Origin of the sequence: Pseudobdellovibrio sp. HCB154 (assembly GCF_046267985.1) — a bacterium.
Classification (GTDB): domain Bacteria; phylum Bdellovibrionota; class Bdellovibrionia; order Bdellovibrionales; family Bdellovibrionaceae; genus Pseudobdellovibrio.
Window position 1 is genome coordinate 2,334,476 of sequence record NZ_CP176530.1, and the last position, 16,048, is coordinate 2,350,523.

At 40.4% G+C, this 16,048-nt stretch carries 14 protein-coding genes; 5 read left to right on the forward strand and 9 right to left on the reverse strand.

Annotation, left to right across the window (positions count from 1 at the left end; genetic code table 11):
- Nucleotides 1–31: 31 nt before the first annotated feature.
- The 3 genes from ACKWCF_RS11330 to ACKWCF_RS11340 all read right to left on the reverse strand — a co-directional run bounded on the left by ACKWCF_RS11330 (nt 32) and on the right by ACKWCF_RS11340 (nt 2,814).
- Entirely contained in the window at nt 32–1,561 is a 1,530-nt protein-coding gene (locus tag ACKWCF_RS11330; protein ID WP_409477702.1) for a M3 family metallopeptidase, read from the reverse strand.
- Between the two features lie 42 nt (nt 1,562–1,603).
- A complete protein-coding gene (locus ACKWCF_RS11335) occupies nt 1,604–1,795 on the reverse strand; it encodes a hypothetical protein (RefSeq protein WP_409477703.1) in 192 nt (63 codons plus the stop codon).
- A 116-nt stretch (nt 1,796–1,911) separates the two neighbouring features.
- Nucleotides 1,912–2,814 carry a DUF6929 family protein gene (locus ACKWCF_RS11340; RefSeq protein WP_409477704.1) on the reverse strand — a complete coding sequence of 301 codons (903 nt, stop codon included), beginning with the start codon at nt 2,812–2,814 and terminating at the stop codon, nt 1,912–1,914.
- A gap of 132 nt (nt 2,815–2,946) precedes the next feature.
- Here ACKWCF_RS11340 and ACKWCF_RS11345 point away from each other — a divergent pair, with 132 nt between their 5' ends.
- From ACKWCF_RS11345 to ACKWCF_RS11360, 4 genes are all read left to right on the forward strand, one after another.
- Nucleotides 2,947–3,273: a hypothetical protein gene (locus ACKWCF_RS11345; protein WP_409477705.1), complete on the forward strand. Its 327-nt coding sequence runs from the start codon at nt 2,947–2,949 to the stop codon at nt 3,271–3,273.
- The gene (locus ACKWCF_RS11350) at nt 3,260–3,901 is read left to right on the forward strand and encodes a LysE/ArgO family amino acid transporter (protein WP_409477706.1); all 642 of its coding nucleotides are present in this window, start codon (nt 3,260–3,262) and stop codon (nt 3,899–3,901) included. The genes ACKWCF_RS11345 and ACKWCF_RS11350 overlap by 14 nt, the downstream gene beginning before the upstream one ends.
- An 85-nt stretch (nt 3,902–3,986) precedes the next feature.
- Nucleotides 3,987–4,787, forward strand: coding sequence for a hypothetical protein (locus tag ACKWCF_RS11355; RefSeq protein WP_409477707.1), 801 nt, complete (start codon nt 3,987–3,989; stop codon nt 4,785–4,787).
- A gap of 139 nt (nt 4,788–4,926) precedes the next feature.
- A complete protein-coding gene (locus ACKWCF_RS11360) occupies nt 4,927–5,658 on the forward strand; it encodes a murein L,D-transpeptidase catalytic domain family protein (RefSeq protein ID WP_409477708.1) in 732 nt (243 codons plus the stop codon).
- 15 nt (nt 5,659–5,673) lie between these two features.
- On the opposite strand, the gene ACKWCF_RS11365 is transcribed toward ACKWCF_RS11360, so the two are convergent.
- From ACKWCF_RS11365 to ACKWCF_RS11375, 3 genes are all read right to left on the reverse strand, one after another.
- Nucleotides 5,674–8,067: a LamG domain-containing protein gene (locus ACKWCF_RS11365; RefSeq protein WP_409477709.1), complete on the reverse strand. Its 2,394-nt coding sequence runs from the start codon at nt 8,065–8,067 to the stop codon at nt 5,674–5,676.
- Nucleotides 8,068–8,229: 162 nt separating this feature from the next.
- Complete coding sequence (locus ACKWCF_RS11370) at nt 8,230–8,889, reverse strand: DsbA family protein (protein WP_409477710.1); 660 nt, start codon at nt 8,887–8,889, stop codon at nt 8,230–8,232.
- Complete coding sequence (locus ACKWCF_RS11375; protein WP_409477711.1) at nt 8,873–9,289, reverse strand: disulfide bond formation protein B; 417 nt, start codon at nt 9,287–9,289, stop codon at nt 8,873–8,875. The genes ACKWCF_RS11370 and ACKWCF_RS11375 overlap by 17 nt, the downstream gene beginning before the upstream one ends.
- 81 nt (nt 9,290–9,370) lie before the next feature.
- Here ACKWCF_RS11375 and ACKWCF_RS11380 point away from each other — a divergent pair, with 81 nt between their 5' ends.
- Complete coding sequence (locus ACKWCF_RS11380; RefSeq protein ID WP_409477712.1) at nt 9,371–9,763, forward strand: MerR family transcriptional regulator; 393 nt, start codon at nt 9,371–9,373, stop codon at nt 9,761–9,763.
- Here the strand turns inward: ACKWCF_RS11380 and ACKWCF_RS11385 are convergent.
- From ACKWCF_RS11385 to ACKWCF_RS11395, 3 genes are all read right to left on the reverse strand, one after another.
- Nucleotides 9,735–9,971 (reverse strand): hypothetical protein, encoded by a 237-nt coding sequence (locus ACKWCF_RS11385; RefSeq protein WP_409477713.1) that lies wholly within the window; start codon nt 9,969–9,971, stop codon nt 9,735–9,737. The genes ACKWCF_RS11380 and ACKWCF_RS11385 overlap by 29 nt on opposite strands.
- Nucleotides 9,971–10,726, reverse strand: a complete 756-nt coding sequence (locus ACKWCF_RS11390; protein ID WP_409477714.1) for a DUF4423 domain-containing protein — start codon at nt 10,724–10,726, stop codon at nt 9,971–9,973. Before ACKWCF_RS11390 ends, ACKWCF_RS11385 begins: the two co-directional genes overlap by 1 nt.
- A gap of 72 nt (nt 10,727–10,798) precedes the next feature.
- Nucleotides 10,799–15,997, reverse strand: a complete 5,199-nt coding sequence (locus ACKWCF_RS11395) for a beta strand repeat-containing protein (protein WP_409477715.1) — start codon at nt 15,995–15,997, stop codon at nt 10,799–10,801.
- Between the last annotated feature and the right edge of the window lie 51 nt (nt 15,998–16,048).

Genomic DNA, 16,048 nt, shown 5'->3' on the forward strand with positions numbered 1-16,048 from the left:
TAAATTGACCTTTTTAATTTCCGATAAACTTTTATGCTAAGCAATGGCTATCTAAATACGAACTAATAGATAATTTCTCTTCGCAAATTTTTTCGTACAGATCTAGAAATGGATATTTAGCTGAAGGAGCAAGAACTTGCTCCTTCCATAAACGGCCAAATTCTAACGGTGATTGATCGGCGGTTTTTCCGCCGTTACGTTTTTTGAAAACGTCTTTCATATTTTCACACATCACATCACCTAAGAAATAATTATGCAAATAAATCGGATGGCTTGTGTGATGAATTGTCGAACTCCACGTGGCTTGGTAATGGCCAGCGCCAAGAATATCTTGGCTTAATGATTGGTGCAGACTTTGAATATCGTCGCCATTACGCACATCTTTGAAGTACAACTGCTGATCGAATAAAATTTCAGGAATAAATCTAAAATTTTGAAAATGTGATAAACTTTGTACTTCTTGAAAACTAGCAAAAGCTTTGGCCGCAGTTTCTGCAGGGAAAACTTCGTCTAAAAACTCTTTTGAGTACGATAAACTACCGAAGTAGTTGGCAAAGCCTTCCGCGACAATTCCTGAAACACCGCTGTTTAAAGCGTATTCATCAGAGTTTAAACCCATAAAATGAACGCCATGGGCTGTTTCATGTAGTAACACATTATAACTAGAAAAGTATTTCGTCACGTTAGCTAGAATTCGTGAATCTTTACCAATTTCGATAGTAAAATTATAACCCCATTCAGATTTATTCTTACGCGGAAAAACATCGTAAGTTAAATTAATACCTTCTATATCAAAACCAAACTTTAAAAAAGTTTTAGCAATAGGCTTGTAAAAATCTGTCATATCAACTTCAGCCTGGTTGTAAGAACAAAGCTTAGTATTTAAATAACGATAATCCCAGGGCGCTAACTCTTCGACACCTAAATGTTTCTGCGCGATGGTATTAGCCTTTGCACGAAACTTGGTTTTACGCGCCTTACAGTCTTCTAACCATGTTTGAAATATCTCAGAATTAAGTTCGTCTTCTTCTAACTTATAATCAACAAAACTTTTATAGCCGCTGATAGCTGCTAATTCTTTACGTAAATCTAAAAGTTTAATAAAACCCGCATCGATAAGTTTTTGATTTAACGGCAGACGACATTCGTAAGCTCTTTGGCGAAGAGCGCGGTCTGGCGATTGTGATAAGATTTTACCGATTTCAGTCGACGTTGTTTCTTTGCCGTCTAACACAGGCCTTGATTTATTAACAAGATCCATGATCGAGTTTTCCAAGACTTGAATCTGTTCTAAAACTTTTTGAACTTTTTCAGATTGATGAAATTTTTTAAAACTGTTGTGAAGAATTTTAGCTTTTCGTTTTTCGTGACCGTCTGATGACTTCTCTAAGACGTTACAGATCGTTTCGAAGTTTTTTGCATTTCTTTGAAACTCATTCACTTCGTTCTGTGCAGCTTGTACGCCTAGATCGTATCCTGATGTATATTGAACCCAAAGTTTTCTTGAATGTTCAGCATAAAGATCTGATAGACCTTTAGCAATTTGATCCATTGTCATCATGGCGTTTCCTTTCGATAAGGTAACGCCATCATAAACTAGGGATTAGCATTTAGCATTAGTATTTTGAAGAAGACATTTTTTTAGATCAGAATGCTGTTTTTGTTCTGACTCTTTTTTCTCCATCATTCTTGTTGCGATGCGCTCTCCGACTGTATTTGTATCACGAAATTCTTTAGCGAAGACCAAGCTTGAGTTCATTGTTAATAAAGCTGCAATAATTATTGATTTTTTCATAAAAAACCCTTTCTAACCTTACTACGATTCTTAAGAGCTATTTGTGACAAAATCGCTGTCTTTTTTTTGATGCCACAATTAAAAATGGCAAGACGGTATACCCATCAAGGGCATCTCTAAAATAACAGCTTACCAAAATAGATGGTTGCAAAAATTGAAGAGCTATCGGCGTCAGTGACAACATAAAAACACAAACGCTGGCTTTCAAGATCTACCCACAGCCCTTCTGGCTTAGTGGCACAATCTATTTCATAGCGAACAGTTTCTTTTCCTGAAGCATCTAAACAGCCGATGATAGCACCATAATATTGGCCATCATCGTAGGTTGACTGGCTATCTTCAGCAACGGCTAAAAACCAAACTTTATCACCGACAACACAGGCATCGGTAAAGTCTAACTTGTGGCCGTCAAGATGGCCTAGGTTAAATTCTGTCGTAGCCAGAACATGCTGCGCTTTAATAGCCGTGGCTTTTTCTAGATCATGACAAAACCCTGATAAATCAATGTCAATCACGGCATTTTTGCCAGCAGCACCGTTTCCACGCTGAAACAATTTTAATTTGTTATTTAAAACACAGGCGCCTTCAATGTTTAGTTCGGCAAACTGCACTTTTAACGATTTATAAATTTCAGAGAAATCAACAGTTACTGGTTTCGCACTTTTATCAACAAGGCCCGCCTGATCTAAACGAAGAAAAGCTCCAATCATTCTGTTATCAGTTGAACCTGACGGTACAGCTAAAAGAATTTTTTTATCTTTCGCTATCTCTAGCTGAACTAACGATTCCCAATCAGGCTTTTGCTTTTTTCTTTGAACCGCATCATCAGGTAATTCTTTTTCTAAAAGCTGTATGTAATTCGCTTTAGTATCACCTTCAAATTTAAATTCAGCTAAAGAGACTTCATCATCAGCGATAACATAGAAAGTGTTACCCACCTTAACCAAGCCACTAGCGGCTTTTACGCCCTTATCATCCCCATCTTTTAAAGTGCGCATAGCGCGTAAAGAAATTCTCATACCAAACAATAACACATTTTGTGGTTCAAAATAAGACACAAATTAAATAAATAAAAATTTAATTACGTAGTCGTTTTGGACCAGTTTTTTACTTTTGTTTGATTACTTCTTAACATGCTTTAAAATTAAATAATGGCTAATGAGACCCAAAGACAGATGATTGTCGCAAAGATCAACGTAATTACTGAAATTAAGAAGTATACAGCTCAGTCAGAAATGATCTCAGCTGTAGACATGAAGCTTAAACACAGTTTACCACAAGAATTTTTACAACAAGGGTCTCCGATGATCTTTCAGATCGTCTATTCGAGTGAAGTTAAAACTTATATTTTTAATGTTTTAGGTACACCTAGCCCCGATTCAGCATCAACTGTGATTTTTACCCCGCAATCGCGCGGTATTGTTCAGCAATTTTTAACTGATTTAGGACCCATCAAAAAGAAATTTGTCGCCGCTTAATATGGTGACTATTTTTCTTCAAGGATTCTTTCTTCAAGCGAGCCTTATCTTAGCTCTTGGAGCTCAAAATATTTTTGTTCTTAATTCTGGCTTACGAAAGCAGCGGCATTTACTTGTAGCCTTAGTTTCTTCTCTTTGTGACACCCTGCTGGTTTTTGTCGGTGTTTTAGGTGTGGCCACGTTTTTTATTCAATTCCCTATTTTAAAAATTAGCCTTGGAATCATTGGTGTTCTTTTTTTATTTTATTACGGCGTTTTAAAACTTAAAGAAGCTAAAAACGGAACTGAAATTTCGTTAACGTCACAACAAACCTTGTCTGCAAAACAAGTCATTTTAGCAAGCCTCGGTTTTAGTTTACTAAACCCTCATGTTTATTTAGACACTGTTGTTTTAATTGGTGGCTATTCTTCAAAGTTCGCTCAGCTGAACGAAAGATTTTATTTTGGCGCTGGAGCTTCGGTGTTTTCAACAATTTGGTTTTTTGGTTTAGCGCTTTTAGCTTCATTAGGAAGTAAACTTCTTAAAAGCCCCAAAGCCATGCGTTTTGTTTCGCTCATTTCAGGTCTTATTCTGGTCGTACTTTCAATTAAATTAGGCGCTGATGTTTTTGCCTGGATTCGCACTTAATCTTGATCACCGCTTCACTTTTATGGAGCGCTCTTTAGTCTAGCTTGCCTGAGAAACACAGCCAACACATGATAGCCTTTAGCCTATGGTCAAAAAACTACTCTCAGCGGGTTTGGCATTTTTTTCTGAAAATGCCGAAGTCATCGAAGACCCACAGCTTCAGCTTTGGAAACAAAAATTTGAAGCTATCGCTAATCAGCAGAGCCTTACCGAATTACTTCAAATAGTGATCAGTGGACATAGCTATGATTCGCAAAGACATAGCTTTGTGGTGTCGTTTTATTTTATGGATGGGTTTCAAACTTCGAAAATAAAACTTTCTTCTGAAATTGTCGTCGCCGCTTCTGAAATTCGAAAAAACCAGAAACTGACTTCGGCTTTACATTTTTCTGGCGGGTCTGCTGAATTGGGCGATCTATTTAAAAAATATTTTTCAGATAAAATCGTGATCGAAGCTTTAGATGAAAATCTTTATAAAAGCCGCCTGCACATTAGTTTTAAAAATTCAAAAACGAAAATTGATCTGCCACTAAGCTTAAGCCAGTATTACTTGCGTGTTTTAGTGAACGAGTCGCATTACACCGACAGCTTTTTAAGTGAAGTCAGTTATCTGTGGGTCGATCATTGTCATTTTGCTGATTCTGACAAGAGTAATCTGACTTTTAGTTTCTGCGATGACAAAATGACCTTCTACACCTTCAGATTAAAAATTCAAAAACCCATCGAAGATTTAAAAAAGTTCACTGATTCAGATTTTTTTGTGGCCGACCGGTACAAGCACTTAAAACCCTCATCTCCGTTTTTTAAAGTTCAGTTTCAGAATGGTTTAATTACTTTCTTATCCGTGACTGGAGAGGTTTTGGCCAGGTTCGTAGCTTTAAAGTAGTTAAACTAAAGTCTTAACGTAGTGCAATTTATGGTTACACAATTTCTTCAACTCGCAGCTATTCATTCTGACAAAAACTGGATCTGCAATTCTTTAGAAAAATACTCGAAAATTTATAAATATCATTCGGAGGTATGTCATGATGTCTAAGCTTTTAGCTTCAGCTCTTTTTCTTTTATTAAGCCCTGTTACAGTGATGGCCCATGCATCACAAGCCGTAGAAGAAACTAGTCACGAGGTTGTTTTACCTAAGCATGTACAAGAGCGCTTAGATTTTAGAAAAAATGTTCCTCATACATTAACTGATGCTATTACAGCAGAAGATGTTTCTAAAGCCAGAACTGATTATTCTTATGTTGACCCGACTCGCATGATTCCGGCAAAACTTCGTGAAACTGCTTTAACTTATTTTGATGTAAATAAGAAAAATTTCGCGAATCAAAAATATATCGCGATCATCGACTTTTCAGCCCATTCTTCGAAAGCTCGTTTTTTTCTTGTTGATATGACGACAGGTAAAGTTCAAGCTTTTCACACTTCACACGGCAAAGGTTCTGATACAAATAACGATGGTTACGCAGAACGTTTTAGCAACAAATCAGGTAGCGAGATGTCATCTGTGGGTTTTTACCGTGTAGCTGAAACTTACAGTGGTAAACACGGCTATTCAGTAAGACTTGACGGTTTATCTTCAACAAACTCAAATGCCCGCGCGCGTGCGGTGGTGATCCACCCGGCTGACTACGTGAGCGAATCAAAATCTAAGGCAGGACGCAGCTGGGGTTGCCCAGCTTTAGACCCAAAATACAGCGCTAAAATTATCGCAGCCCTTAAAAACGGCGCGATGCTTTACGCGAACACCTCTAAATAGTTATTTAATAACCGCTTAATCGGCTGTGTATTCAGCCGACGGAGCCGTGAAAGTATTTGCCCAGCGAACGATCTGACTCATACGCACTTCATCGACTGAACCATTTAAGGTATTAGTTCCGTTATAGCCAATACGTAAAGGTGCTGTTGAACCTGATAAACGAGCTGACCCTACAGTGCCGATACTTGATGTACTTTTTAAGACTCCATTAAAATAATATTTAATCGAACCTAAATTCCACGTCACCGCTATATGCGAATAACCCGCAGTCAATGCAGCTTCTTCAGCTATTGATAAAGCCACTGATTTTACTTCAACATAGGTAGTTCCATTCGTACTACCACGAAAATAAATGTAATACTTTGAACCTTGTTTTCTGATTCCATATTCAAAACTTGCTAAGGCTCCTGAAATTTTTGAAATAATTGGAGCATACGCGCCTGGTAAAGCACTTAGTTTAACAAAGGCTTCGGCAGTTAGATAACTTCCGATCGCTGCTTGCGATGGCGTATTGGCCACTGTGACATAGTTTGAGGTGGTCAACATACTGCGCCCTTCAGAAAACTGGCCAGCTACATTTCCTGAAGAATTGTCAGTTAAATCATTTTTAACGCCACCACTGTATAAACCTGAATCAGATAATGGGGCCGTGCTGTTAAAGTTATACAGAGCTATCGTTTTATAGGCTTCTTGTGTCCATGAATAACTTGCTGGAGTTGAATCAACATTGCCCGCTTGGTCAACAGCACGAATATTTAGAGTGTGCGCGCCATTTGCCAATGAAGAATAATTTAATGGTGAAGCGCAAGTGCTGTAGACTGCTCCGTCTAAACTACATTGAAAAACCACTGGCGCTTCATTCGATGAAAAAGTAAATGAAGAGACCAACGAATAATTTGTAGCTCCTGGTTGCGAATCAAGTGTCGTGTTCGGCTCAACCGTATCTTTAGTCCATGTTTTTGCGGTTTGGGCTGAATTACTTACCCCATTTGTTTGATAAAGACTTAAATTGTACGTGCCATCAGGTTTTGTAACGGTAAAACTGTAGGCCGCGTCTACGCAGGTTACATTTAAACTATTACTTGGTGTAACAACATCTGTGCTGCTTACACCTTGTAAGACAACGGTTAAACCTGTTTCACAATCTCCGCTTAACACGATCTCAGCCAAACTGCTGATGAACGGCTCCGCCGCCGGTGTTACAATAGTTACCATTGGTAAAGCAAATGAATCTCTGATCCAATCCTGCATAGCAGGGGCCGAAGTATTCTGCGCTAAATCCGTCTGATCAATCGCATAAGAGTATGTGCCATCGACCGGTTGTGAAACCGTAAAGGTAAATGATGACGAAACACAAACCACTGACTGACTATCATCACCCGTTAAATTCACTGTGGCATTATCTTCACAGCTTCCTCTGATCATAAGCATTGAGCTTGTTGTGACTGGTGATTGCGTTGGTGAGGTAATCACTGGGGCACTTGGAGTTTGGCTATCATACACCCATTGAAAGTCATACGAAGCCGACTCACTCGACGTGACTGAATCAAGTTGCGAAACAGAAAGTGTATAAGTTCCATCAATACCTTTAGGAACATTCAGCGTGTAAGTGCCACTGGCGGTACACGTTGTACTGGCTAAAGAAGTTCCCGCTTCAGAGATCTGAACTGTGTTACTTGCGGCACAGGTTCCTGTAACAACAAGTGGTGAAGAATTTGTGTAATGTGGGTTATCAGAAAAATTTGTAATTGCCGGTGTCGGCGGAATCGTTGTATCGCGAATCCAGTTAAACATCACCTGACTTGAAGAGTTTTGCGCCAAATCACTTTGAGTGAAATAGTATTTATAATTTCCATCAGTATTTTGTGTAATGTTAGAAAATGAAAAATTTCCGCCGGTACAAGCTGTGGTGGCCGTGTGGCTTCCTGAAATAGTCACCGTCGTATTACTTTCACACTGCCCTGTGATATTAATCGAAGAGTTTCCTGAAATATAGGGATTTGATAACGGGCTTGTAATGACCACGGCGGCTGGGGCGATGTTATCTAACACCCACGCCACATTCACTTTCGCAGAAGCCCCCAATGAATTTTCTTGGCTGACTTCTAAAAAATAATTGCCGCTTAAAGTTTTTGAAACTGTGAAACTGTAACGGTAAGAACTGCACGCCACACTTTGTGTATCATCGCCACTTAATAAAACCGTAGCTCCGTTTTTACAAGCTCCTGAAATTGTTAGATTACCGTTTGTTAAAGCGTTAAGCGAAATCGGAGTTGTGACCGTGGGTTTACCAGGAACAGAAGTCGATGGCGTTGTCGAAGACTCTTCTTCAACCCCAATCTTTTTGCTGCAACCACTGAAAATAAAAACGGCCAGCGTTATAATGTAAAACACGTGCTTAATACGCATAATTAATTATAACAATTATCGGAATTGCTGTGAATTTTTCTTAACAACTTGCTTAACAATGTTCATTTTTGAGAGGTGTCTCAAAATGAGATTTGTAGAGTGAATTCAGCGAACTTAAAACTGCATATACCTGCACAAAACAATATTCGCTATAAATCAAAGCTATTCAGCAAGACCGGCATTAATTTTTGCAATAAGGTCATCTAAACTTAAACGCTCGAGCATAACTCCATTAACAAAAAAGCTTGGAGTTCCTTTAACACCGGCCTGTTTACCTTCAGTTTGATCTTTAATAAGAATTTCATCGGTGGCTGGATCTTCTAGGTCTTTCATGAATTGAGCTTTATTTAAACCACTAAGCGATGTCACGATTTTTACGATTTCATCTTTTGTTGAAACTTGTTTTTCACCCCATTGGTGTTGTGTTTCAAACAATAAAGTCATCGCTTCTAAAAATAAACCTTGTTTGCGAGCGGCTTCAAGCGCCGCCACAGCATTTCTTGAGTTGTGGTGATAAGGCATATAACGAAATACCCAACGCACTTTACCTTCGTAGTATTTCATTTCTTTTTTGATTTGTGGCGCTACAGCCGAACAAGATTCGCACTCAGGATCAAAAAATTCTACTACAGTCACTTTGGCATCAACTGGGCCGTAAGCAAAGCTATGGCTTGTGACTAAATTTGTAATTAACGGAAACGCCGGCGTTTCCATTTTTACTTGTGGGTTTACATTTTGCTTTAGGGCAAATTGATAAACGGCAAAGCTTGCAGCGATTCCAACTAACAATGTACCCAATAAATATTTAACTTCTTTTTTCATCGATAATTCCTTTAAAACTTAAAACCGCGATTCCTAAAAATCCCAACAGTGACATCGCTGGAATACTTAAAACTCCAAATAGCTCAAACTGTTTTGTTTTACAGCTGAGATCTTCAGTGCACACAGTAATCACTTCGCCGATCACGTTGTGATAAATCAATGAATGATATCCGGCAATGATGAATCCGATTACACTTAGCACCAAAGCGTATTTAGAAACATTTTTATCCTGAATTAGAATTCCTGTGGGAATTACAACAGCCGCTGAATACATAAATACTCGTTGATACCAACACAGTGAACACGGTGGGTATTTTAATAATTCGCTAAAGATCAAACTTGTAGCTGTCGCAAAAAGCGCAATTCCCCAAGCTAAATACATTGAAATTTTATGTTGCACTAACATCCCCTATCATAACGCTGCTTGTTCTGTATTAAACACTCTGGAGTAACTCCAGGGTCAAGTGCTATACCTAAATTTATGAAAATCGGCGAACTTGCTAAAAAAACAGGCCTTACAATTGACTCAATTCGTTTTTATGAGAAATCAGGACTTATTCGTGGCCCAGAGCGTACAGAAGCTGGTTATCGTGAATTTAGTAAAGACGCTGTATCAACCGTAGTGTTTATTTCGCATTGTCGGGCGCTGGATATACCGATCGCTGAAATTAAAAAATTACTTTATATCAGATCTAGTTCTGCAAAGTCTTGCAAAGAAGCCAATCAAATTATTGAAGATCAGCTTTTGAAATTACGTGAAAGAATTAAAGCGATGAAAGCGTTAGAAAAACAATTGGCGCAACTTCAATCAATCTGTCACCAAGAACTTGATCCGAAAGACTGCCCTATTTTAAAGAGTCTTCAAAAAGAATAATTTTAAAACCTTCTGCTGAAACGGCAAGACCTAAAGAATTTAGTTTAACAGAATGACCTTCTGTGCAGATACCATATTTTTTGCAAAGTTCGCTTTTACTTGCATTACCCTGTTCATTACCGCCACCGAAATCTCCGCCGGTGTCAGCAAAAATAAATGGGGTGAATAAAATCATCGCTGAAAAAATTAAACAGAAAATTCGTAACATTATTTTTCGCCTTTAAGTAATAACGGATAAAACTGAACCGATAGTTGGTAAAGCTCACTCGTCGGCGTTTCGCTTCTAACCAACCCAGCCATTTTAGAACGAAATTCAGAAATTAAAGTTCTGGCTTCATCCATTTTTTCGGGTTCCATACAAAATGTAATACCGCTGATGTCACGAAACTGAATATCAACTTCTTCGATGCTTTGAACTCCACGCTGAATAAACTGCTTATGCAGCTCGCGCATCACTTTTGATGGAATACCTGAACCTGACGTAACATTACCCACTTTAAGTAAATATTTTTTATCCTCAAAACGCACAAGACCAATATGCACCAAGGCTTGTAAACGTTCGTTCACGAAGTCGGCATTAAGTTCAGTTTTTTCGGCAAGCCATTTTGCTGTTCCATCAAAGTCTTGACGTTGCATCAGTGTGTAAATAGCCCACGTTTGCCAATGCCCCATCTGTTCAACTTGTGCGGCATCCAAAACTTTTTCAAAGCTGTGATCTTTTGGTTTAAAGCGAGCGCGCTTTAAATCTTTTAAAATTTTTTCTTTTCGATCTTCGGTGGTGCTTAAGCTTGAAAAAATTTTTCCTAAAGTGACTTCACCCGGAAGTTCTTTAAGCTGCATAATTGAAATTAAGCGGCCTGATGAAATATCTAAATCGCGCGCAAAAGAACGCAGCGAATAACGTGCATTCTTTTTTTTACGAACTTCATAAGTTTCATTTAAGTATTTAACCAGATGATCCACGGCAAATAGCAGAACATACTTGCCTTGGTTGCACAACTTCGTTTGCTGTATTTGCGCTCCGGAGCGTGCCTGTTATTTCGACTTTTCCGAGAGTAACAGCTTCTCGATACGATCAAGTCGCGCTTTTAATTCAGCATTTTCTTGCTCTAATTTCTTTATATCGCGTAATCCGCCAGCCAGGCCAATTCCAATAGCCACATGAAGACGTTTTAACCCCGGATCATTCGAAGAAGCCCAGGCAGTTCCGACAGCTTTGTAAGCGTCACTCACTGTCGCTTGCTCTTTCGGCACAGCGCGAGCTGTTCCATCATCATTCGCGACAATTAAATCACCTTCGCGAGCAACCCCACGAACAAGTACTGGAAGTTGTCCCGCGAAAGCGACAAGAATCGCATGATTTGGATCTTTCACATCATTACCGATAAAAGCGGCTGTGTGTTCTGATGAAACAACGACATAACTTCCGCGATAAGAAATCACTGAGCCCATTTCTGGTTTTTTTCCGGACCAATCAACCCACTCGGCAAAGTCAGCGCCTGACGCGTTTATTGTTCCGGCAGCGTTGATAGAGCGTGATGTTCCTGTGTCGCGACCGACGTACATCACTGCCTGAGCTGAGTTCCAGGTGTTCGTACTACCGCTCGCTGGATTTTTAACAACCCAATAGGCAAGGTTACTTGCAGTAGCGACTAAAGTATTTGTATTGGCGTAAGGATGTTCCAGTGTTAATTTCGCAGTCGAAGTTAGCGTACTGCCGATTCCGACATTCCCAGTACCGTCAATCATCATGCGCATAAAATTACTTGTACCGAACATTAAATAATGCCCGCTCGTTGTCCCCATATATAAACCGTTGGTATTGTTCGGAGCAATACTGTTTATCACAGCCGTAACTCCACGCCCCGGATCATTAATGGCCATGATCGGAGTAGAACTAGTCGCTGTCGAGCGCTCAAGAGTAAGCCGACTATTTCCAGGAGTTGTTGTACCAATGGCAATGTTCCCGGAACCAGTGATTCGCATTTTTTCTGAATATGTTCCACTACCACGCGTATAAAATCTTAATGCGGCATTTTGTGTTGAGGTTGTTGTTGTCCAGTCGTTTTCAGCCAATGAAGCTAAGCCTGCAGCTCCTCGAAATCCTGATCCCATGTAACCATGAAATGTTAAAAGCCCGATATTACTTCCGGAAGCTATCGGCAACGGAGAAGTACTTGTTCCACTGGCTAAATAAGTTTGAATTGCTGGTTCATCTGATGGATTGTATGTAGTAATACGAAAATCATCTGCACCATCTGTAGCTCCATCATTGTACAGTGAAAGTATCGAGGTCGGAGCAGATGTTCCTACACCTACACGACCAGTCGAATTCTGAATAAAAAGCCTTGAAATATGGTTTGGCTTACTGATTTGACCGGCTATACCTGCTGAGTTGTACCCTAGAGAAATATCCCTGTTACTGGCCGTGGTTGCAACTGAGAGATTCGCGCTGGAAAGAATACTGGCGTCAGTGCTGCTAGATTCTATTGTTCTTAAATAAAGTTGCGGATAAGAATTTCCTTTGGCATTGATTGTCGCTCTTTGCGTATCAATCGTATTAGCTGTGGCTAAATCTTCTACCCGTGAAAACCAAAAATCACCGGAATCTGAAACATGAAGTTTAGCTGCCGGAGCCGACGTACCAATACCTACGTTACCAGAAAGATAATAAAGTGATGTGCCTGAAGCTGACCACTGCGAAGCCCCAGCAGCCGTCGTTTGAATAGAACCATCCGGAAATCTAAAGCCGCCATTGGTTGAAGCAATCGTTCCCGATACCGTCAGCGGATAAGCAGGTGATGTTGTTCCGATTCCTACATAACCGTTCGATGAAATTCTCATTTTTTCAGTGGGTGTGCCTGAAGCTACGGTTGAAAAAGAAAGAAAAGCATTTTTTGTAGAAGCTGTTGTTGTCCAGCTTGTTTCTGCTCTGGCATAAATCGAAGCTGCCGATGAAAAAGCGGCGCCATCATAAGCTAAAAAGTGAGGCCCACCGAAAGAATCATTAAGCCCGACTGCTAATGGGCTTGCTAAAGTACCACGCGCTCTTTTAAAAATAGCTCCCGGTGACGTCGCATTTGAGTATGTTGTGATCGAGAGATCATCTTTTGTATCATCTGTGGTTCCGTCGCCGACAATCGCTAATACTGACGCTGGCGACGATGTCCCAATACCCACATTACCACCCGCCATGACGGTGAATTTCTCAGTGCCCGATATCGCTTCTGTAGAAATAAAAAATCTGTCGGCGTTATTTACTAAAAACCAATCATCAGCGCTGTTGTTGGTATTTTCTAAATGAATAAGAGGTAAATTACTATAGTCTCCGGCAAAGCCTGTCGGAGAAAGTCGAACTGAACGGCCAGCATTATCGCTCACATCTAATTTGGCGACTGGCAACGATGTGCCGATCCCGACATTACCAGCATTAGTGACGGAAATTCGACTGATGTTTGATGTTTTAATATCGTAGGTTCCCGAAGAAATGCCCGTGTAAAACCCTGTAACCGCATTTCCTGCTGTCACAGCACCCATGCTCAGCATTGCTCCTGGCGCCCCAAGGATTTGCATAAAATCATAATTAGCATAAGTGTTTGATGGCGGGAGATAAGTGTAAAACGCTGCTGATGATGCGTTTGAACGAGTCACATATATGTGGTCTGACATATAAAGTTGATTTGCATAAATGCGACCGTCATTGATGGTAATATCTTTGGTTGCTGATGTACCTTTAAAAATATATTGCGGTGGAAAGTTAGATGGATCACTTGAAGTGTATTTAAATTCAAGGGCTTCACCGTAAGTACTTCCGTAAGTTGTTTTACCTAAACCAATAGTTGCAGAAATTGCCGCATTAGGTGGGCCGTACACATCGCTGACTGCCGTCAATTTGATAGCCTCAAAACTATTTGTTAAAGGTGCCGGGCCATTAGAGATTTCTAATTTACTTGTGGGTGCACTTGTTCCTAAACCCATATTTCCAGTCACAGAGTTTGCAAAAATAGTATTACCGATATTAATAAAATTATTCGTTGTCGGTGTTGGTGTGTCGACATCGTAACCGATCAAAATATTATTTGATCCTGTGGTAATGCTGTTACCAGCTTTACCACCTAAAGCTGTGTTTTGAATTCCAGTTGATTGTGTTGCTACACCATAAAGCGCATCAGCACCGATCGCCGTATTGTATGCATCGCTGTAAGCTGCAGGCTCAAACCATGTTAAAGCATTTGCTCCAAGCCCTACGCTGTTATTAGCCGTTGTATTCTGCAAACCTGCGCTGTAACCGATAAAAACATTGTGATAGCCTTCAGTATTTTTTTGACCTGATTCGTAACCGCCAAAATAATTTCTAAAGCCTGTTGTCGTGTATTGACCTGAGCGATAACCGATCATCGTATTTTGATAACCGTTTGTTAAATACGCGCCCGCGTAAGCACCGAAAATCGCATTTGAATAACCTGTTCCCGAAGTAGAAGCATACGCACCGCCGGCATACGAACCAACAAAAGTATTTTCATCACCGATGTTGTTATGCCCGGCCCAGCTGCCGATCATGATATTGCCATCACCACCACTTAGCGACTGCCCCGCACTATCACCGAATAGAATATTATTACTGCTATTACCATCAAGCGCTGAACCGGCACTGTTACCGTAGGCAATATTTCCCGTTCCAGAAACTTGCGCCATCCCTGACGAAGTCGACATGCTTCCCCAAGTTGTACCGTTACAAAATTCGATTGTGCCCGCATTGTATCTGATCGCACCAGCGTAACTTACCACACAACTTGTAGATTGCATACCGATGCGAATAGCTCCTGAGACATCTAACGGAGCAACTGGTGTTGCTGTACCGATACCGACATGACCGTTTAAAAATGCACCAGCGTATTCAGTGCCCGTACCGGTTCCCACATCGACATAAAATCCGTAAGTTGTTTGGCCTGGGTCGGCGCGCCCTATTCCGTAATATAAATAATTTGTATCAGCTCCCGCTGCATCGACATAGTTACCGTAAGTAACTGAATTTCCGTCGGCATCACCAACCACTAAATTGTAAGAGCCATAAGTTTCGTTATTGGCTGAACCACCGCTATTGTAAATATCATTATAGGTTCCATACATTTTACTATTCGCAGAAGCGTTATTGTTTTTACCCAAATAGTTATAGACGCCGTAGATTTCGTTGGTGTTTGTAAAATTTGAATTATCGCTGATCGAATTGTAAGTGCCTACAGAAAAACTTCCTGAAGAAGAGCCCGTATTACGGCTCATAGAATTATAAGTGCCGATGGCTTCATTAGTATTTGCACCTAGATTAAGAGATGTCTTCTGCCCAGTTAATTTTTCATCGGCACTAAGATTAACTTCAAATGTTCCGTTTATTCCTACGTTTCCACCCGTATAAGTAATGCCGCTTGCAACATTATTCCACTGCGAACTTGTGACTGCTGACACTGAATTAGTCAGCGCCGTAAAACTTGCAGCCATTGAACTTTGTAAACCAGACACGCTTGAAGAAACTGAAAATAACGTAGAGCTTACCGAGGCGACTGTAGCCCCATCGGCTGGAGTGTAGCCTAATGCAGTCGTGATACTTCCTGAAGTGACTGTTGTTGCACTGGCAATAGCGATACAGCCAAAACTTGCACCGTTAAATTTAATCGCCTCGTTGCTTTGACAGTTTAAAGCAGCTAAGGCTGAATACTCGACAAAGTCTGAATCAGTTTTTCCATTTAAACGAAGTGTGTTTTCAGATTTAGCCGCGTACATCGAATAAGGAACGGCGTTAATACCCATCGCTGGCAGTGTTTGCCAACCAGAGCCGTCATTAAACTGCATGACGATTTTTCTTCCGTCATTGGCAGTTGGAATGTACACGCCGGGTGTTTGGCAAGAAAATGACGGAGTTGCATTATCAAAGATTGAAGAAAATGTGGCCGCAGTTCCACTCGATGGAAAAGATCTAACACCGGCCCCTAAAGAAAAAGCCACTAATCCCGCACTGTCAGACATATTAATCGCGGCATAATTTTCTACGTACAAAACGCAAGAACCCGTTGGGTCCATGATCGTGAATCTGAAATTAACCGCCGAAGCTTGTAATGGATAACCGTCTGGTTTAATAATTTTAGCTTGATACGTTGTGGTGTATGGCACAGCTTTCGCGAAAGCCGAAAGCAACAGAATACATGCTGATAGAAATATTTTAAGAAGTGATTGGCCCATACTGTCGTATCGGCCCTACTAAACACTACGGGATTTCCGGAGCGCGCTCCG